Source organism: Endozoicomonas sp. ISHI1, from assembly GCF_024606225.1.
Lineage (GTDB): Bacteria > Pseudomonadota > Gammaproteobacteria > Pseudomonadales > Endozoicomonadaceae > Endozoicomonas_A.
The window spans coordinates 22,490-41,063 of sequence record NZ_JAGRPU010000016.1 but is presented as its reverse complement, the minus strand read 5'-3'; the positions used below and the strand labels follow the sequence as shown (position 1 = coordinate 41,063).

15 protein-coding genes are annotated in these 18,574 nt (G+C 47.7%); 6 read left to right on the top strand and 9 right to left on the bottom strand.

The features are described from left to right. Nucleotides 1-8 precede the first annotated feature (8 nt). The 5 genes from KBW69_RS11750 to phnR all read right to left on the bottom strand — a co-directional run bounded on the left by KBW69_RS11750 (nt 9) and on the right by phnR (nt 5,595). Nucleotides 9-1,736, bottom strand: a complete 1,728-nt coding sequence (locus tag KBW69_RS11750) for a putative 2-aminoethylphosphonate ABC transporter permease subunit (protein ID WP_257275314.1) — start codon at nt 1,734-1,736, stop codon at nt 9-11. Nucleotides 1,737-1,752: 16 nt separating this feature from the next. Then, a complete protein-coding gene (locus KBW69_RS11745; RefSeq protein ID WP_257254359.1) occupies nt 1,753-2,811 on the bottom strand; it encodes a putative 2-aminoethylphosphonate ABC transporter ATP-binding protein in 1,059 nt (352 codons plus the stop codon). A 90-nt stretch (nt 2,812-2,901) separates the two neighbouring features. Then, nucleotides 2,902-3,924, bottom strand: a complete 1,023-nt coding sequence (locus KBW69_RS11740) for a putative 2-aminoethylphosphonate ABC transporter substrate-binding protein (RefSeq protein ID WP_257254358.1) — start codon at nt 3,922-3,924, stop codon at nt 2,902-2,904. A gap of 177 nt (nt 3,925-4,101) precedes the next feature. After that, a complete protein-coding gene (locus KBW69_RS11735; RefSeq protein WP_257254280.1) occupies nt 4,102-4,770 on the bottom strand; it encodes a phosphonatase-like hydrolase in 669 nt (222 codons plus the stop codon). 99 nt (nt 4,771-4,869) lie between these two features. Beyond that, nucleotides 4,870-5,595, bottom strand: a complete 726-nt coding sequence (gene phnR / locus KBW69_RS11730) for a phosphonate utilization transcriptional regulator PhnR (protein ID WP_257280984.1) — start codon at nt 5,593-5,595, stop codon at nt 4,870-4,872. A 268-nt stretch (nt 5,596-5,863) separates the two neighbouring features. On the opposite strand from phnR, the gene phnW reads away from it, so the two are divergent. Beyond that, nucleotides 5,864-7,015: a 2-aminoethylphosphonate--pyruvate transaminase gene (phnW, locus tag KBW69_RS11725; protein ID WP_257275311.1), complete on the top strand. Its 1,152-nt coding sequence runs from the start codon at nt 5,864-5,866 to the stop codon at nt 7,013-7,015. Between the two features lie 159 nt (nt 7,016-7,174). Here the strand turns inward: phnW and KBW69_RS11720 are convergent, their stop codons facing one another. From KBW69_RS11720 to KBW69_RS11705, 4 genes are all read right to left on the bottom strand, one after another. Then, the gene (locus tag KBW69_RS11720) at nt 7,175-8,686 is read right to left on the bottom strand and encodes a YifB family Mg chelatase-like AAA ATPase (RefSeq protein WP_257275310.1); all 1,512 of its coding nucleotides are present in this window, start codon (nt 8,684-8,686) and stop codon (nt 7,175-7,177) included. 161 nt (nt 8,687-8,847) lie between these two features. Further along, nucleotides 8,848-9,288, bottom strand: coding sequence for a transposase (locus KBW69_RS23785; protein ID WP_257252318.1), 441 nt, complete (start codon nt 9,286-9,288; stop codon nt 8,848-8,850). Continuing rightward, entirely contained in the window at nt 9,248-9,832 is a 585-nt protein-coding gene (locus KBW69_RS11710; RefSeq protein ID WP_257280983.1) for a hypothetical protein, read from the bottom strand. The genes KBW69_RS23785 and KBW69_RS11710 overlap by 41 nt, the downstream gene beginning before the upstream one ends. 22 nt (nt 9,833-9,854) lie before the next feature. Next, a complete protein-coding gene (locus KBW69_RS11705; RefSeq protein ID WP_257280982.1) occupies nt 9,855-10,418 on the bottom strand; it encodes a recombinase family protein in 564 nt (187 codons plus the stop codon). A 106-nt stretch (nt 10,419-10,524) separates the two neighbouring features. Between KBW69_RS11705 and KBW69_RS11700 the strand changes: the two genes are divergently transcribed. From KBW69_RS11700 to KBW69_RS11680, 5 genes are all read left to right on the top strand, one after another. Next, nucleotides 10,525-10,815 carry a hypothetical protein gene (locus tag KBW69_RS11700; protein WP_257255142.1) on the top strand — a complete coding sequence of 97 codons (291 nt, stop codon included), beginning with the start codon at nt 10,525-10,527 and terminating at the stop codon, nt 10,813-10,815. Nucleotides 10,816-11,075: 260 nt separating this feature from the next. Beyond that, nucleotides 11,076-12,761 carry an F-box/WD-40 repeat-containing protein gene (locus KBW69_RS11695; RefSeq protein WP_257280981.1) on the top strand — a complete coding sequence of 562 codons (1,686 nt, stop codon included), beginning with the start codon at nt 11,076-11,078 and terminating at the stop codon, nt 12,759-12,761. 278 nt (nt 12,762-13,039) lie between these two features. Beyond that, complete coding sequence (locus tag KBW69_RS11690; protein ID WP_257280980.1) at nt 13,040-14,707, top strand: F-box/WD40 repeat-containing protein; 1,668 nt, start codon at nt 13,040-13,042, stop codon at nt 14,705-14,707. 166 nt (nt 14,708-14,873) lie between these two features. After that, nucleotides 14,874-16,541 carry a WD40 repeat domain-containing protein gene (locus tag KBW69_RS11685; protein ID WP_257280978.1) on the top strand — a complete coding sequence of 556 codons (1,668 nt, stop codon included), beginning with the start codon at nt 14,874-14,876 and terminating at the stop codon, nt 16,539-16,541. A gap of 163 nt (nt 16,542-16,704) precedes the next feature. After that, entirely contained in the window at nt 16,705-18,411 is a 1,707-nt protein-coding gene (locus KBW69_RS11680) for an F-box/WD40 repeat-containing protein (protein WP_257280977.1), read from the top strand. The last annotated feature ends 163 nt before the right edge of the window (nt 18,412-18,574 follow it).

Below are 18,574 nucleotides of genomic sequence, written 5' to 3'. Positions count from 1 at the left end.
ACATTGCTTCAGGAGCGTTTCCATTTCTGGGTTCTGTTCAATAGCAGCTTACCCAAAGTCATATGACCTATTTTAACGCAGGCTGCGGTCGCCAAAATCAAAACGGCCATGGCTGCGGCCGGGCCTGTTTGTCCGGCATCTTCCATATTCATTACAGAAACGGAAGCCAACATCGTATCGGTGGAATATAGGAAAACGACAGCCGATGTGGTGGTCAGGGCATTGACGAAAAGGTAGATCGCTATATCCAGCAGAGCAGGTGTGCAGACCGGCAGGGATACTTTAAGGAAGGCTTTGTACTGAGGAATTTTGAGCGATGCGGCTACCTGTTCGATCTCAGCGGGTAACTTCTTCAGGGCGGTCAATGCCGTCAGGTGCCCCACGGTGAAGTAGTGGGCTGTGGTATTGATGACCAGAATCGCCATGGTTCCGTAGAGTATTCCCAATGGATTACCGGCTTGGTTAAAGAAGAAAATATAACCCAGACCCAGCACCATACCGGGTACTGCCATCGGTAACATGGCCATAATGTGGATAAAGTGTTTCAGAATGGGTGGCAACTTACTTTTTTCCACATTGTAAGCCGTAATGAAAATAATCAGGGTTCCGGCAATAGCCGTGTAGAACGCCATTTCCAGAGAGTTGAGGTAGGGCTCCCAGCCATTGGCACTGAACTTTTCAAAGTGATAATTGTTCCAGGACAGCGCCATGTTCCAGGGCCAGAAAGTGACCAGTGAGCCATAAATCGCCATGCCCACCACGGCCAGAATGGCCAGAGAGATCAGGCTGCAAAGCAGGAAAAAAAGGCCATCCTTCACAGGGTTTCGCTCAGGCTCAAAATTGACAGAACGAGCGCCAAACAATTCTTTCTGTTTTTTCTGAACTCTGTGATCAATGACAAACGCTAATAGCGCCGGTATCAGCAAAAGCACACTGATGACGGCACCCATGGCAAAGTTCTGCTGACCGGCGACCTGTTTGTAGATATCGGTGGCCAGTACGTTATATTGGCCGCCAATCACTTTCGGGACACCAAAGTCGGTGACGACCAGAGTGAAAACGACAGTGACTGTGCTGATCAAACCAAATTTGGCCGCTGGAAGAGTGATCGTTGTGAAGGTTCTGAACGGAGAAGTCCCCATGGAACGTGCTGCTTCATAGAGTCTGGCGTCGGAGGTCGAAAGCGCGGTCGTAAGAATCAACAGGGCATGGGGAAAGGTCCAGAAAGCCAGACCCATAACAATACCGGGCAGGCCGTAAATAGAATGACCGAATAGCAGGTCTACAGCTACCCCCTGATTGCCAAACAGATAAATCATACTAATGGCAGGCAGCAGGGAGGGCGCCAGTATGGGTAACATGCCCAATACCTTGAAAAGTGGTTTGAGAGGCATCTGCGTCCGTGTCAGTCCGTAGGCAAACAGGAATGACAAGCTAACAACTATTGTCGTAACAATGGCACCCGCTTTCAGCGTATTGCCAATGGACTGGCTGAGAGCCGGGTTGCCAAGATACTCAGCAAAGTAATTCAGACCAATAAAAGCCCCATCGCTGTCCTGAACACTTCTTGCCAGCATCGACAGAAGTGGCAGTAACAGTGTAATGATCAGATATAGAACAACCGCTGCGATGACCAATCCAAGAACCCATTGATCCTTGCCGATGGCTGGCAGCAGAGATTTCCGGCTCAGTGCTGGAGAGTCTGCGTCCGCCGGGGTGTGTGTAGAGATACTCATAGTCAAAGCGGACTCATCATACTGCGGGGAAGACATGGATATGTTTTTCACTCAGGGACAATTGGTTCAGGCTCCCCGGTTCAAGCTCCAGAGCGGCCAGCTGGTGGATAGGTACATCGACTTTAATCAGCCGCTCAGTGCCCCAGCCCACAGGACTGCATTCTGCACGAACGAAGGAACCCTGAAACTCCAGATTTTCGACACTGACTGGCAGTGCAGACTGGCCTTCACTGAAGCTCAGGTCTTCCGGACGTATTCCAAGAATGACTTTTCTCGCTGTTGATTCAGCCACTGGCAAAGAGAGCGTTTGATTGGCCAGCTGGATCTGGTTGTTGCTGTTGGTATCACCTTCCAGAAAGTTCATGGCACCGACAAATTCAGCAACGAAGCGAGAAGCCGGGTGTTTATAAATATCTTCAGGCGTGCCTGTCTGTTCAATGTGTCCGTGATTCATCACCACAATGCGATCAGCCATGGCCATGGCTTCTTCCTGGTCATGAGTCACCATGATGGTGGTAATGCCCAGTTTTCTTTGCAGCTTACAGATTGTTTCCCGCAATCTGATTCTGACTTTGGCATCCAGGGCAGAGAGAGGCTCATCAAGCAGTAACAGTCCCGGGGAGAGTGCCAGAGCTCTGGCCAGTGCTACACGCTGTTGTTGGCCGCCAGATAGCTGAGAAGGAAATTTGGGGCCGGAATCCGGCAGACCGATAATGTCTAGCCATTCGTTAACACGCTTTTCGACTTCTCGTTTGGATTGACCCTGGTTTTTCAAACCGAAACCAATATTCTCTGCGACACTCAGGTTGGGGAACAGGGCATAGGATTGAAAGACAATGCCAAAGTCTCTTTGTTCAGGTGGAAGTGATGTTATGCGGGTGCCATCCTGCCAGATCTCTCCCTGGTGACAGGCTTCCAGTCCGGCAATCATTCTCAGTAGTGTCGTCTTTCCGCAGCCAGAAGGGCCGAGAAAACAGATGAATTCACCTTTGTTTACGGACAGGGAAATTTCTTTGAGGGCGGTGAAATCGCCAAAGCTTTTCCCCAGGCTTTCGATGGTGAGAAAGGGTTGCATAGCGTTAACTTCCTAAAGCTCTAAACCTGAAAAGCCGCTTATTCCCATTGGGGAATAAACGGCGCTTTCTGCATTATTGCCGGTGAGACATCAAGATTTGGGTTCAGACATATGGTCGAAACGCTTGGACCACTCAGCGAGCACAGTCTCACGCTCACTGGCCATTTCACCAAAGTCCATATCCACCATGGCGCTTTCAACATCTGGATAGTTGGGCACTTTTTTACTGACGTCTTTGTGGCCCACAACGGGGTAAGCCTCAACATATTGTTCATTGGCCTGCTGGCTGAGAGACCAGTCGATCAGTTTTTTCGCAGCTGCAGCCTGGTCGGTGCCTGCCACCAAACCAACTGACTCCACATCCCAGCCAATGCCGCCTTTGGGAAGAATCAGGTCCAGTGGTGCGCCCTGACTTTTCAGTTGGGCGCCACGAACGGCCATGGAAATACCAATAGCCACTTCACCCATGGCAGCCTGAACGCAGGGCTTGGAGCCTGAGTGAGTGTATTGGGCCATGTTGTTGTTGAGCTTATCCATATAGGCCCAGCCCTTGTCTTGGCCCATGCTTTGTAGCCAGGCGGAAACCTGCATATAGCCAGTACCGGAAGAGGCCGGATTAGGCATGGCAATCTGACCCTGATAGACCGGATCAAGCAGGTCTTGCCAGGATTGAGGTTTGGGCAGATTTTTGGCTTTGGCTACTGCTTCGTTGTAGCAAATCACGTTGAAGTAAGCCTGATTGCCAAACCAGGCTTTGGCGGCTTCAGGATCAACCAGCTGTGCCTTGATTTCATCCAGACCTTTAGGCGTGTATGTGTCCAGCACGCCTGCATCCTTCAGCAGTGCCATGCTGGAACCGGCCAGACCCCATACGACGTCTGCCCTGCTGTTATTTTTTTCTGCCAGCAGTTTAGCCGTCATGATGCCGGTAGAGTCCCGTACCCATTTGATGCTGACATCCGGGTTTTCCTGCTCAAAGGCTTTTTTGTAGCGATTCAGAAGGTCAGTCTCAAAAGCAGTATAAACCGTCAACTCCACAGGAGATGCGGCAAAAGATGAGGCGCTGAAAATCGAAGTGACTGCAAGGGTCAGGGCTGTCAGATGCTTTTTCATGGGTCTCTCCAGTCAGACAATCATTTTATTCTGGTCAATACCAGAAGGGATGACAGAATTCTACGAGAAGGAGGTGACTAAAATATTACAGATCTTTTGCGTCTCTGTGACATTTTTAATTGGAGAGGCGAGACTATGGAGTCACCCAGCCGGGGATAGCAGGTGGGTGACGAGCGTTTAAATGTGTTTGAGAATCTCGGTTAAGCTATCGAGCACTAGCGTTGGCGCGGCTCTTGCCAGTTGCTCCCGGCTCTGGGCTCCGGTGGTCACACCAACGGTGATACCACAGTGGGCATTTTTTCCTTCCTCAATATCAATGGCAGAATCACCCGCTTTAAGCACTTGTGAACTGTCGTGAACGCCGGTTTTCTCCATGGCCAGTTCAATCATGTCGGGTGCAGGTCTGCCGTTTGTAACATCATCCGCTGTAACCAGAGCATCGAATTCGACTCCGGGCATCCAGTTCATCTTTTTCAGCAGGCCTGTTGCTACCTGATGGCTATAGCCGGTATTAAGTGCAACCCTGATGCCTCTTGCCCGCAGCTCCTTCAAAAGCTCGGGCACGCCGTCGAATGAGGTCACTGCCAGTTCCGCATAAGCTTGTGTCAGTTGTTTTTTAAAGGACTGGAAGATTTTTTCCGAGTCCGAGTGGTCGAAGCCTTTGGACGACAGAGTATCTTTTATGGCCTGATGTTTTTCTTTGCCTGCACCGTGCTCAAGGACTTCATCCAGGGTGAAGTCGTAGCCAGCGTCGACAAGACTCTTATGAACCGTTTTGTAAACGACGTTGTCCTCATTGACCGTGGTACCGGCCATATCAAAAACGGCGAGTTGAATTTTGCTCATTGTGACCTCTTTTCAGTGGTTAGATCTGGAAATTAAAAGTTTATGAACGCTCATTAATAGATTGCTCGTGCCGTGGACACCAGATGGTATTTGTAGCTCTCAAGCCATAGGGTTTATAGTGGTGTTGGCTGCAATAACCACTGCATCCTGTCGCCAATACTCGAAGTCACAGTCAATCAATAGATTCGACTGATCGTAGTTTGTACGCTCAACCAGTAAGCCAGAACTGCCAGTGGTGACCTTGAGATGAGAAGAAGCCTCGGCATTCAGACCGACAGGATACAACCTGAAGCTGACACGGGCATAACGTCGGTTGTAATGTTCCTGATAGATATCAGACAGTGATCGGGACAGGTCGTGCTGAAGCAGATCCGGGAAGTAGGCAGGGTTCATGTAATTTTCTACATACAGGACATTCCGCCCATCCACTGAACGAAGGCGTTGCAGTCGATACACCGGGGTCAGAGCTGGAATCTGAAGCAGCTTCTGAACTCTGGTGGGGGCTGGCACCAAATCGGCATGGAGCATCCGGGTACCAGGCACTCTGCCCTGATGTGTGACGATGGTGTGAAAGTTAGCATTCACTGTGGGGTCGTAGGTCACTCTTTCTGGTGAAACAAACCAGCCTCTGCGATCTTCGCGATAGACCAGTCCGTCGGCTTCAAGTGATGACAATGACTCTCTGAGTGTAATGCGGGTGGTGCTGAATTTTTCACTCAGCAGTCGCTCCGAGGGCAGCTTGCTTCCAGGTTTCAATGCACCACTTTCAATCTGCTCATGCAGGGCTGTACGGATGATTTGATACTGATTTTTTCCCTGTCCCATAAATACTGTTCTCTCAGGGTCAATGGATTCTCAACTGGTATATACCATACTAAGCCGTATTTATGACAATTAAATGATCGCTGTTATGACAATTAAATATTCGTTTCACTGAGGTCTGGGTCTTCTTTATCCGGGGTTTTCAGACTGGAATGTGAAGTTTTTGTGAAGAATGTCCATTGGCTATTTACAGAAAAAAGTGACCCCGTCATGATTTTATGCAAATTGGTATATACCAGAAGATTGAAGTTTATGTTTCTACAGGTGTCTCATGAAAGCCATGCCTACAAAAGAAGTGTCAACTGTGAAAGAAAAGAGTCTGGAAAACCCCTATCTTCTGCTGACTCCCGGGCCTCTCTCTACCTCGGCCAGTGTTCGTGAAGCGATGCTGCGAGACTGGTGCACCTGGGATGATGATTACAACCTTGGCGTGGTGGAAGAGATCCGCAGTCAACTGATAAAGCTGGCCTCGGGTACTGAGGATTATACTGCCGTCCTCATGCAGGGCAGTGGCACTGCTTCGGTAGAAGCAACGATCGGGTCAGTGATCTCTGATGAAGGCAAGCTACTGGTTATTAATAACGGGGCTTACGGTGCCCGCATCGCCGAGATTGCCGAGTATCTCAAGATTCCTCATAGCGTTCTGAATTGTGGCGAGATCAGTCCTCCGACACCTGAAAAAATCGAACAGATACTGTTTGAAGATAAAGCCATCACCCATGTCGCCATTGTTCATTGTGAAACCACAACAGGCATGTTGAATCCTATTGAAGTCATAGCACCTGTGGTGAAGAAACATGAATGCATTCTGATTGTGGATGCCATGAGCAGTTTTGGCGGTGTCCCGATTGATCTTGCCGGGCTGGGCATTGATTTTCTGATCAGCTCTGCCAACAAGTGTATTCAGGGTGTTCCCGGTTTTGGCTTTGTCATAGCCCGTCGCACTCTTTTATCCCAATGCAAAGGGCTGGCCCGCTCCCTGTCTCTGGATCTCTATGATCAGTGGCAGTGCATGGAAAAAAATCATGGCAAGTGGCGCTTTACTTCTCCCACTCACACCGTGAGGGCTTTTCATCAAGCTCTGGCTGAGCTGAATGAAGAGGGCGGGATTGCTGCCCGTCACAAGCGTTACTCCACCAATCAGCGTTTGCTCGTCCAGGGTATGAATGAACTGGGCTTCAGATGCCTGTTAGACAATAAGCTACACTCTCCGTTTATTACTTCTTTTTACTCTCCAGAGCATCCCGATTATGAATTCCTCCGCTTTTATGAGCAGCTGAAAGGGAAAGGTTTTGTCATTTATCCCGGTAAAGTGTCTGATGCCGACTGTTTTAGAATCGGCAACATCGGGGAAGTCTATCCAGAAGACATCAGTCAATTAATTAAAGCGGTTTCAGAAAGCATGTACTGGCAGGGGCATTGATGTCGCTGAGGTGTCAACAAGTTCTCTGAACCAGAGGGTAAAATGCTGAAGCAGTACGACCTGGAAAATCAGGCCGTACTGACCTTCAGGGCCACTTTTTACATAGCTCGACACCATCAAGTTTCTTGAAGATGATGGACCTGCTCTAAAACCGGGAGGCTAACCTGACTCACGATCCAGCTTTCTGTAATGCACTGCTTCAGCAAGATGTTTTTGTTGAATATCTTTTTCCTTATCGATATCGGCCAGAGTTCTGGCCACTCTCAATATTCGGTGTACGGCTCTGGCCGAGTAACCCAATTTGTCACAAAGTCGGGTCATGAAATTCTGTTCTTTTTTATTCAGCGAACAGTATTCATTCATCTCACTGGCAGACAGCCGTGCGTTGGGTTTCCCCTGCCTGCATTGCTGGATAGATCTTGCCTCAATCACCTGCTGACGGATTTTTTCAGTTGAGAGGTTTTCATCTTCGGACCGGCTTTCAAAAAGTCGCTCCGTTTTCTGACTGGAGACCTCTATTTGCAAGTCTATGCGATCCAGTAATGGGCCTGACAGTTTTCGTTTATAGCGTCTGACTTGCTCAGCAGAACATTGGCAGGCTTTCTGTGGGTCTCCAAGGTATCCGCAGGGGCAGGGGTTCATGGCGGCAATTAACTGAAAGCCTGCCGGGAAACTGGCCTGACCTTTGGCGCGGGAAATAACCACTTCCCTTGTTTCCAGGGGTTCTCTCAGCACTTCCAGGGCCACTTTTTGAAATTCCGGCAGTTCATCCAGAAACAGGACACCGTTGTGTGCAAAGGAAATCTCTCCCGGTCGGGGTTGGCTGCCGCCACCCACCAGAGCGACGGCAGAGGCCGTATGGTGAGGGTTGCGAAAGGGGCGCTGTTTCCATGACGGCGGCTGGTTGTAGGAAGACAAAGTATGTATGGCGGCTACTTCCAGAGCCTCATGATCATTCATCTCGGGAAGAATCCCCGGCAAGCGACTGGCCAACATGGTTTTACCGGTACCCGGAGGACCGTAGAAAATCAGATGGTGAGCACCAGCGGCTGCTGTCATTAACCCTCGTTTAGCCTGTTGCTGGCCTTTTACATCCAGCAGGTCGGGGTAATCAACAGGGCATTCATTCCTGTTGCAGGTGGCTTCTGACAGATGTTCATTACCGGTGAGATGAGCGTAGACTCTGAGCAGGTTGTCTGCACCCAACACTTTTGCATCAGGGCAAAGGGCTGCCGCCTGTGCATTCAGCTGGGGAAGCATCAGTGTGTGAGACGATTGACTGCAGGCTATAGATGCTGGCAATGAGCCTGTGATCGGTCTCAGTTCGCCAGACAGGGCCAGTTCACCAAGAAACTCATAACCTGCCAGCGACTCAGGCTTGAGTTGACCTGATGCCGCAAGGATGCCCAGGGCGATGGGCAGATCAAAACGACCGCCTTCTTTAGGAAGGTCCGCAGGTGCCAGATTGACAGTAATACGGGAAACAGGAAACTCAAAACCACTGTTGAGGATTGCGCTCCTTACCCTGTCTTTGCTCTCGCGAACAGCGGCTTCCGGCAGACCCACCATATTCAGGGCTGGCAGACCTGCCGACAAATGAACTTCAACCGATACGGCAGGTGCATCCAGCCCGGTTTTGGCGCGGGTTTGAACAACAGCTAACCGCAGCATAAACACTCCCTTCTTTCTGTACTTTTGTTTTTATTGTTGCGGCAGACCGAAATGGAATGCCTGTGCAAAACTGAAGGGTTGAGAATAGCAGTAATTCAGAGATCTGCTCTTGATTAAATCCGCAACGAGCGCAAAACTCGCTGTTATGGCTAAGGTTCAAGCTACCTTGTCAAACACTTAAGAAAGATATTTCTGGCACCGTTGATGTCACGATCCACGGTGAAGCCCTCACCCTTAATCATTTTGGAAGAACCTAATTTTTCGTCAATGGTCCCGTTCCATGATTGAGTCTTGGATGTATAGGCTTCGTTGCAATCAACGACATGCTTTCCATACTTTTTTGCGTACCACTTAAGCCGCTTTTTGAATGGGTAGTGATTGAGGTCAAGCATCTGGCGGCAGGTGTTACGGCGAATGGTGCGAACCTTCTTATCTTTGCGTGTGACCATACCTCTTGTCTCAAAGGTTGGCAAAAATACAACGTCGTAGTTCGACACCAGCTCGAACGCCAGCCGGTTATGCAGATCAAGAACAATGTCATCCTTTTTGCATTTCAGACGGTCAATTTCCCTGTTGAAATGAATAATCCGATCTCTTGCCACCCGCTATCAACGCCTCTTTTTCGCTGTAGCAAGTGGCAAAGGTGCGAACTCCGGGGTCAACTCCAACGCATCTAACCTTCCCTTGGATTTCGGGATTTAGCTCAATATGTTGTTGAACCTGAATGAACCAGCGACCTTTGTCGTAGGTTACGACACAAGATTTACCAATCGCTTCTGCTGGCACATTTTCTGTCAGGTGAATCTTGCCAAGAGCCTGTACGCAGGGATTTAATCCCTCTGGCAAACGGTCAATAGAGAATGAGTGCCTGCTACCTTTGCGGCTTTTGAAACTGATTTCTGCAAAGCCCTCTTTAGCTCCCCTGAGCTTCTTGTTGTGCTTGCAGACCGCTTTGAATGTAGTCGCTGCCGCCAGTGTTCCATTATCAGAAACAAGCGAGTTATAAGCCCTGCCACTTTCTTTTTGCTCTTGCTCCACTTGAGCTTTAATGGCAGGTCGCATGTTGATGAATTTTCCGCTGGCATCTTTATAGTCATCGTTCCGGAAACGCTCAACAGCAAGGTTGTACGACCTGCGATAGAGCATCAGGGCATCGTGATAGGCTTGCTCATTCTCTGGGTAAAACCTGATCTTTTTTGACGCGACTATCTTTGCGTCTTTTAGCAGATCGCTTCCCGTAGTGGCTATTGCAGAATGAGGTAATGAAACCGATAAGCTCTTGGGTGTCGATTGACTCACTGGCGTTATCCGGGTCATCCAAAACTTCGATGTGTCCTCCCGATAATTCAACAAAACACTTGATAAGTTCAAATCCTGATCGGGCAAGGTGATCTTTGGTAACCACAATATGGGTTGGATTTCCGCACACCGCTGATTCCAGAATGGTTTGCAGTCCTTTTCGCTTAAAGTTGAAAGCGCTGGCAATGTCGTTGATAAATTCTGCATCAGGGTGCTTTTGGAGCAGGATACGCTTTTGCGTGTTAATGCTGGATTTTTGCTTTCCAGAACTAACTCTTGCATAGCATATATTCCTTTGCTGGTTAATGAATACGCGGAAGTGACCACCACTGGTTTGCTTCACTTTTTCGTAGTGACCGCTTTCAATCTTGCGCCTTATAGTTTGGCTGGTTACGCCTTCAATCTTGGCGAGCTTTGTAGCTGAAACCCACAAGATAAATTCACCTTCTAATGATTTATCTTGTGTCTAGCGTAATTGACTTTGCGATTGTTGCAATTTTATTTGACTGTTGCTCTCACTCACTTGTCAGGAGTAAAGCATGAGCTTAAACGCTGAACAACCGCCCGAAACAGAGCTTGACCATATTCGGGACACCTTAACGGGTATTGTCAGCTACGCCAGTAAAACCCGTGGTGAAATGCACCGAAGGTTCGATCAGCAAGAAAAACGTTTTGATGAGCGAGATAAGCGTTTTGATCATCAAGACAAAGCGATTGCTGCACTGAAAGCAGATAACGCAGAGTTGAAAGCAGACATCGTAGAGTTGAAAGCTGACAATGTGGAAATCAAAGGAGCCTTAAAGCTCATTCTGTCCAGACTTCCCAGCTAACCGCCGCATGTACAAACGGTTCCAAAGGACTGTGAACCAAGGGTTATGTCGAGAACCCGATGACGATTTTACAGTGGTCTCTCAATGAGAAAGCTTTTTTCTATCATTTTCACGGATCAGAACTCTTCTTTTCCCGGGTTCCACTGACCTCAATATTTTGAACTTCCGCTTTAAAGCCGAGTCTAACAGACCTGATCAATTTTTAATGTCCTTTCTAAGCGAGGATAAATACTGACTTTGCAGCCATAAAGGAATCAGACATGGGCCCAATGAACAACAATTCCAGCATTGGTAATTTACTCTCGCCAACACCTGAGCCACCTCAAGTGGAGGAAGCACCAACGGGTGTCATTGCAGGCAGAGACGTTACTGTACATGACAAAAATGGACCTTTATTGCCCGGCTTGCCCGAATTAATACATTTAAAGATTATTCGCTGTTTGAGTTTTCGAGAGATTACCCAATTTGCAAAAGTATGCAGATATTTTCACGATCTTGTTAAAAATGATAAAGCTCTGGAAAGAGCATGGAGTCGCCGGTTTCCTTCACCACAGCAATATCAACTAAAGACCCTCTTTAAGACAAAAGATGATCACCAACTCCGTGCTTGGTTGAAGCCGTTTGCGAATGAGGACGCCATCAAGTCGCTCATAGAACAACGAAAGAATGTTCATTTTCCTGCTCAATTACTTTTCACCAACAGTAAACTGATGTCTCTATGTGAAAAATTTAAGTTAGTGGAAAAAACTGTCATTACCCATGATGCAAAAATCATCGCTGCCACACTCAGTCCCGATGGCCGCTATCTGGCAACCGCCAGTCACGATAACACAGCGAAAATCTGCGGCCGGGGGACCGATGGATTATGGGAACTAAAAGACATCATTTCCCACGAGGAAAGCGTCGACTTTGCCAACTTCAGCCCCGATGGCCGCTATCTGGTGACCGTCAGTCGCGATAACACAGCTAAAATCCATGATCTTCAGGACGTTGGCTCATTGGGAGTAAAAGCCACCATTAACATTATTTTTGGACTTTGGTTCAGCTCAGCCACCTTCAGCAACGATGGTCGCCATCTGGTAGTCACCAGCGCCAATGACACAGTGAAAATCTATGGTCTGAAGGAAGATGATGGATCATTGGAAGAAAAAGCCACCATTTCCCATGATGTATTGGTCCTTCGACCCACCTTTAGTGATGATGGCCGCCGTGTGGTGACCGTCAATCAAAATGAGGTAAAAATCCGTAGTCAGGGGGACGATGGATCATGGAGAGCAGAGGACATTATTCATGAAACAGTTATCAACGAGGCCAAGCTCAGCTCCGATGGCCGTCATCTGGCGATCTGTAGTGCAGGTTTAGCTCTGAAAATCTATGGTCAGGGGGACGATGGATCATGGGTAAAAAAAATAACCCTTCAACACCAGCTCACCATCAGCTCCATCAACTTCAGCGCCAACAGCCGCCACCTTGTAAGTACCAGCTTAGATTGCACAGCGAAAATCTGTAAGCTGCATGACGATGGATCATGGAAAGAAATAACCAGAATTGATCATGATTATGGGCTGTACTCAGCCAACTTCAGCGCCGATAGCCGACATCTGCTGATCACCGGTTTTGTTGGCGGAACTGCAGAAATCTATGGCCTGCAGGCCGATGGATCCTGGGTAAAAAAAGCCGCCATCATCCACGAAGATTGCATCCATGGAGCCACCTTCAGTCCCGATAGTTGCCTTGTGGCGACCGCCAGTTTAGATTCCACGGCGAAAATTTATGGCCTGTGGGCTGATGGCACATGGGTAGAAAAAGCCGTCATTCGACACGAGAGTTCAGTCACCTCAGCCAACTTCAGTGCCGATAGCCGAAATGTGGTCACCGTCACTCACGATAACAAGGCGAGAATCACTGAACTCAAAGGAAAGATTGATGATCCGATGGACGTTTAAGCCACTAAAACAACCTGCAATTAAGCGTCTTTTTGATGATAACCGATTTAAAAACAGCATTATGTTGAGTACCTGACTACAACTTTTGCAGCGGGCTCTCAATAAAAAAGTTTCTCTCTGTTATTTTCCCGTATCAGTGCTCTTCTTTAACTGAGTTCCACTGACCTCAATATTTTTGAACTTATACTATAAAACCGACTCCAACAGATCGAATCCATTTTAAATGTCCTTTCCAAGCGAGCATAAATACTGAATTTGGAGCTACGGAGAAATCAGGGATGAACCCTATTAAGAGCAATTTCAGCATACACGAACCGCTCTCGCGAACATTTGAACAAACTCAGCTGGACGAAGCAGCAACGGGTGTCAGTGAAAGCAGGGACGTTACTCTGTATCACAACAATAACTCCCCATTCTTAGAGTTGCCCGAATTAATACATTCAAAAATTATTCGCTGTCTGGGTTTGCGAGAGGTTACCCGGTTAGCAAAGGTATGCAAATATTTTCGCGATCTTGTTAAACAAAATATAGCTCTGGAAAGAGCATGGAATCGCCGTTTTCCTTCGTTTCCTTCACCACACCAATATCAACTGAAGACCACCATTAATACAAAAGATGAGCACCAACTCCGTGCTTGGTTGAAGCCGTTTGCAAATAAGGAGACTATTGAGTTGCTCATAAAACAACAAGAGAATATTCATTTTCCTGCGCAGTTACTTTTCACCAACAGTAAACTGATGACTCTATGTAAAAAATTCGAGTTAGTGGAAAAACTCGAAATTACCCATGGTGATAGAGTCTACGAAGCCAATTTCAGCCCCGATGGCCAACATCTGGTAACCGCCAGTCGCGATAAAACAGCGAAAATCTATGGTCTGGAGGATGATGGCTCGTGGAAACGAAAAGCCATCATTACCCATGATGAATGGGTCAGAACAGCCATTTTTAGCCCCGATGGCCGCTATCTGATAACCGCCGGTCACGATGCTACAGCGAAAATATATGGTCTGGAGGACGATGGCTCATGGGAAGAAAAAACCATCATTACCCATAATAATTACCTCGTTTCAGCCACCTTCATTGGTGATGGTCGCCGCGTGGTGACTGCCAGTTTTGGTGATTCGGTGAAAATCACTGGTCGGGGGAACAATGAATCATGGGAACTAGAGGACGCTTTTCATAAAAATACGATCTGCTCGACCCGGCTTAGCCCTGATGGCCATCACATGATAATTTTCTATGCTGTAAATTTCGTTATTGAAATCCATGGTCAGTCAGCTGCTGGATTATGGGCAGTAACATCTACCATTCAAACCGAGTCCGGAGCCCGCTCGGCCCGGTTCAGTGCCGATAGCTGCCATCTGGTCATCATCACTTTTGCTAGTACAGCGATAATCTGTGACCTGCTGGCTGATGGATCGTGGAAAAAAATGGGCACAATTAAACATGGTTTCTGGATCAAATCAGCCAATTTTAGCGCCGACTGCCTCCATGTGGTGACCGCCAGTGAAGATCATAAGGCGAAAATCCATAGCCAGAATGCTGGATCATGGGAAGAAAAAGCCTGCGTTGAACACGATAAAGTGGTCACCTCAGCAAACTTCAGTGCCGATTGCCAGCATGTGGTGACCGCCAGCGATGATAACACGGCGAAAATCAGTAGCCTGCAGACCGATGGCTCATGGAAACTAAAAGCCAACATTGTCCACCAGGATAAGGTTCTCTCGGCCAGCTTCAGTGCTGATGCTTGCCATCTGGTGACCGCCAGTGTTGATGGTGTCGTAAACATTTATGGCCTGGAGGCCAATGGCTCATGGCTGCAAAAAGCAGCCATTCAAAAAAAGACCGGATTCACCTCAGCCAGCTTCAGCGCCGATAGCCGAAATGTGGTGATCGTCAGTCAAGATAACAAGGTGAGAATCACTGAACTACGCAAGAAGAATTGATGGTTGAATGAGCGAATGGATCAGGGCTCTGCGGTTGCTTAGTTTCACTGACCTCAATATTTTTTGAACTTCTGTTATAAAACCGACTCCAACAGATCTAATTAATTTTTAATGTCCTTTCTAAGTGAGGGTGAATACTGAATTTGGAGCTATAAAGGAATCGAGTATGGACTCTATGAAAAGCGGTTCGAGCATTGACGAACCCGTCTCGACAAGACCTGCGCAACCTCAACTGGAGCAAGCACCAACGGGTGTCAGTGCAGGCAGGGACGTTACTTTACATAACAACAATGAATCTTTATTCCTCTGTTTGACCGACGTACCAAAACTCAGGATCATCCGCTATTTGGGTTTTCGGGAGATTATTTGTTTAGCCAAGGTATGCAAATATCTTCGCGATTTTGTTAAAGCAGAAAAAGCTTTGGAAAGAGCATGGAGTCGCCGGTTTCCTCCGTTTCCTTCACCACACCAATATCAACTAAAGAACACCATTAAGACTAAAAACGAGCACCAACTCCGTGCTTGGTTGAAGCCGTTTGCTGATGCGGGCACTATCGAGTCACTCATAAAACAACAAAAGAATATTCATTTCCCTGTTCAGTTACTTTTCACCAACAGTAAGTTGATGTCTCTGTGTAAAGAATTTGAGTTAGTAGAAAAACTCGAAATTACCCATGGTGATAGAGTCTATGAAGCCAATTTCAGCCCCGATGGCCAACATCTGGTAACCGCCAGTCGCGATAATACAGCGAAAATCTATGGTCTGGAGGACGATGGCTCGTGGAAACAAAAAGCCATCATTATCCATTATAATTGGGTCAGATTAGCCGTTTTTAGTCCCGATGGCCGCTATCTGATAACCGCCAGTCTTGATGGTACAGCGAAAATCTATGGTCTGGAGGACGATGGCTCATGGGAAGAAAAAGCCATCATTACCCATAATAATTACGTCGTTTCAGCCACTTTCATTGGTGATGGTCGCCGCGTGGTGACTGTCGGTTTTGGTGATTCGGTGAAAATCACTGGTCGGGGGAACAATGGATCATGGGAACCAAAGGACGCTTTTCATAATAATACGATCTGGTCGAGCCGGCTTAGCCCTGATGGCCATCACATGATAATTATCTATGGTGCGAAGTTCTTTATTGAAATCCTTGGCCAGTCAGCAGCTGGATTATGGGCAGTAACATCTTCCATTCAAACAGGGTCCGGAGTCGGCCCGTCTCACTTCAGTGCCGATAGCTGCCATCTGGTCATCACCACTTTTGCTCACAGAGCGATAATCTGTGATCTGCAGGCTGATGGATCATGGAAAAAAATGGGCGTAATTAAACATGATGCCTTGATCAAATCAGCCAATTTCAGCGCCGACTGCCTCCATGTGGTGACCGCCAGCGAAGATCATAAGGCGAAAATCCATAGCCAGAATGCTGGATCATGGGAAGAAAAAGCCTGCATTGAACACGATAAAATGGTCACCTCAGCAAACTTCAGTGCCGATTGCCAGCATGTGGTGACCGCCAGTGATGACGGCACAGCGAAAATCAGTAGCCTGCAGACCGATGGCTCATGGAAACTAAAAGCCAACATTGTCCACCAGGATAAGGTTATCTCGGCCAGCTTCAGTGCCGATGCTTGCCATGTGGTGACCGCCAGTGTTGATGGTGTCGTAAACATTTATGGCCTGGAGGCCAATGGCTCATGGCTGCAAAAAGCCGCCATTCAACAAAAGACAGGATTCACCGCAGCCAGCTTCAGCGCCGATAGCCGAAATGTGGTGACCGTCAGTCAAGATAACAAGGTGAGAATCACTGAACTACGCAAGAGGAGTTGATGGTTGAATGAGCGTATGGATCGGGGCTCTTTTGTTGCCTGGGAAGCTGACCTCAATTTTATGAACTTTCATCATAAAACCCAGTCTAATCACTCGAATCAATTTTGAATGTCCTCTCTGAGCGAGGATAAACACTGACTTTGAAGCTCTGGAGGAGCCAGGCATGAACCCTCTGAACAACCATTCCAGCGATGACGGTTCACCCCTGCCAACGAAGCAACCTCGAATGGAGGAAGCAGCAACGGGTGTCTGTGCAGGCAGGGACGTTATTGTATATCACCAAAATCAATCTCCATTCCTCTGTTTGCCCGACGAAACAAAATCAATAATTATTCGCTATTTGGGTTTTCGCGAGATTACCCGTTTAGCAAAGGTATGCAGGTATCTTCGCGATTTTGTTAAAAATGATAAAGCGATGGAAAGAGCATGGTATCGCCGGTTTCCTTCACCACACCAATATCAACTACAGGCGATGATTACGACTAAAGATACACAACAACTCTGTGATTGGTTGAAGCCGTTTGCAAATAAGGACACTATCGAGTCACTTTTAAAACAACAACAAAGTACTTTTTTTCATCCTCAGCTCCTGTTCACCAACAGTAAACTGATGTCTCAATGTAAAACATTCAAGCTGACAAAAAAAGCCGAAATCATCCATAATTTCGGTGTCAACACAGCCAGCTTCAGTGCCGACAGCCGTCGTGTAGTGACCGCCAGTTTAGATAGGGCGTTGAAAATCTATGAACAGGAGAGTGGTGGAAACTGGGCAGAAAAAGACACTATTATCCATAGTCGTTCAGTCAGGTCGGCCAGCTTTAGCTCTGATGGCTGTTATGTGTTAGCCACCTTTTATGATAAGACATTCAATATCTATAGTCAGTCAGACAATGGAACATGGGGAGTAAAAGCCACCGTTCCCCATGTTCCCAAAGTCAATTCAGTTACCTTCAGTATTGACGGCAGCCGTCTGGTGACTGCCAATCCAGATCACACGGTGAAAATCTTTGCTGAGGGGGACAATGGATCATGGGAATTAGAGGGCACTATTTACCATACCTGTCCGGTCGCTAATGCCAAGCTCAGTGTCGATGAGAGTCTTCTGGCGATCCGGGATGAACGTTGCACTGTTAAAATCTATGACAAGAGAGTCAATGGATCATGGATGGAAAAAGCCACCATTCGAAACCAGAGCAAAATCGTCCATTTCAGCGCCGACAGCTGCCACCTGTTAACCTTCAATTCACCTCGCGCGGCAAGTATCTATGACCAGCAGGCCGATGGATCATGGAGAAAAGCAGCCACGATTGATCATGATGATTCTCTCACCGCAGCCACCTTCAGTGCTGATAGCTGCCATGTGGTGACCGCCAGCTGGGATGGCAAGGTGAAAATCTATAGCCTGAAGGGTGCTTCATCATGGCAAGAAAAAGCCTGCATTTCCCACAACGGAGAGGTCACCTCAGCTACCTTCAGTGCCGATTGTCAGCATGTGGTGACCGCCAGTTATGATAAGACGGCAAAAATCAGTGGTCTCCAGACCGACGGGTCATGGCTGGAAGAAGCCTGCATTACCCATGGGCACAGAGTCTTCACAGCCACCTTCAGTGCCGATGGTTGTCATGTGGTAACCGCCAGTTTGGATGGCACGGCGAAAATTTGTGGTCAACGGGCCGATGGGTCATGGCTGGGAAAAGCCACCATCCAACACGAGGAACCCATCAACTCAGCCCACTTCAGTCCCGATGACCGATATGTAGTGACCATCAGTAATGATTTCAGTGCGAGAATCACTGAACTACGGAAGGACGATGTTGATCGAAGGGGTGTAATCTACCCTCCGTCTCAGGTTTGGTGCATCCTATTGTGATCCATGAGCTTGAAGAATTTTTCCGGATCAGGGCTCTGTTTTTTTCCTGCTTTCACTGACCTCAATCGTGTGAACTTTCATCAAAAAACCGAATCCAACCTATCGAATTCATTTTGAATGTCCTTTCTTAGAGAGGATAACTACTAGCTATGGAGAAATAAGG

What these genes read in the sequence shown, in the direction of transcription:
- KBW69_RS11750 (WP_257275314.1), bottom strand. Translation starts at nt 1,736, where the DNA reads ATGAGTATCTCTACACACACCCCGGCGGACGCAGACTCTCCAGCACTG.
- KBW69_RS11745 (WP_257254359.1), bottom strand. Translation starts at nt 2,811, where the DNA reads ATGCAACCCTTTCTCACCATCGAAAGCCTGGGGAAAAGCTTTGGCGAT.
- KBW69_RS11740 (WP_257254358.1), bottom strand. Translation starts at nt 3,924, where the DNA reads ATGAAAAAGCATCTGACAGCCCTGACCCTTGCAGTCACTTCGATTTTC.
- KBW69_RS11735 (WP_257254280.1), bottom strand. Translation starts at nt 4,770, where the DNA reads ATGAGCAAAATTCAACTCGCCGTTTTTGATATGGCCGGTACCACGGTC.
- phnR (WP_257280984.1), bottom strand. Translation starts at nt 5,595, where the DNA reads ATGGGACAGGGAAAAAATCAGTATCAAATCATCCGTACAGCCCTGCAT.
- phnW (WP_257275311.1), top strand. Translation starts at nt 5,864, where the DNA reads ATGAAAGCCATGCCTACAAAAGAAGTGTCAACTGTGAAAGAAAAGAGT.
- KBW69_RS11720 (WP_257275310.1), bottom strand. Translation starts at nt 8,686, where the DNA reads ATGCTGCGGTTAGCTGTTGTTCAAACCCGCGCCAAAACCGGGCTGGAT.
- KBW69_RS11710 (WP_257280983.1), bottom strand. Translation starts at nt 9,832, where the DNA reads ATGCTCTATCGCAGGTCGTACAACCTTGCTGTTGAGCGTTTCCGGAAC.
- KBW69_RS11700 (WP_257255142.1), top strand. Translation starts at nt 10,525, where the DNA reads ATGAGCTTAAACGCTGAACAACCGCCCGAAACAGAGCTTGACCATATT.
- KBW69_RS11695 (WP_257280981.1), top strand. Translation starts at nt 11,076, where the DNA reads ATGGGCCCAATGAACAACAATTCCAGCATTGGTAATTTACTCTCGCCA.
- KBW69_RS11690 (WP_257280980.1), top strand. Translation starts at nt 13,040, where the DNA reads ATGAACCCTATTAAGAGCAATTTCAGCATACACGAACCGCTCTCGCGA.
- KBW69_RS11685 (WP_257280978.1), top strand. Translation starts at nt 14,874, where the DNA reads ATGGACTCTATGAAAAGCGGTTCGAGCATTGACGAACCCGTCTCGACA.
- KBW69_RS11680 (WP_257280977.1), top strand. Translation starts at nt 16,705, where the DNA reads ATGAACCCTCTGAACAACCATTCCAGCGATGACGGTTCACCCCTGCCA.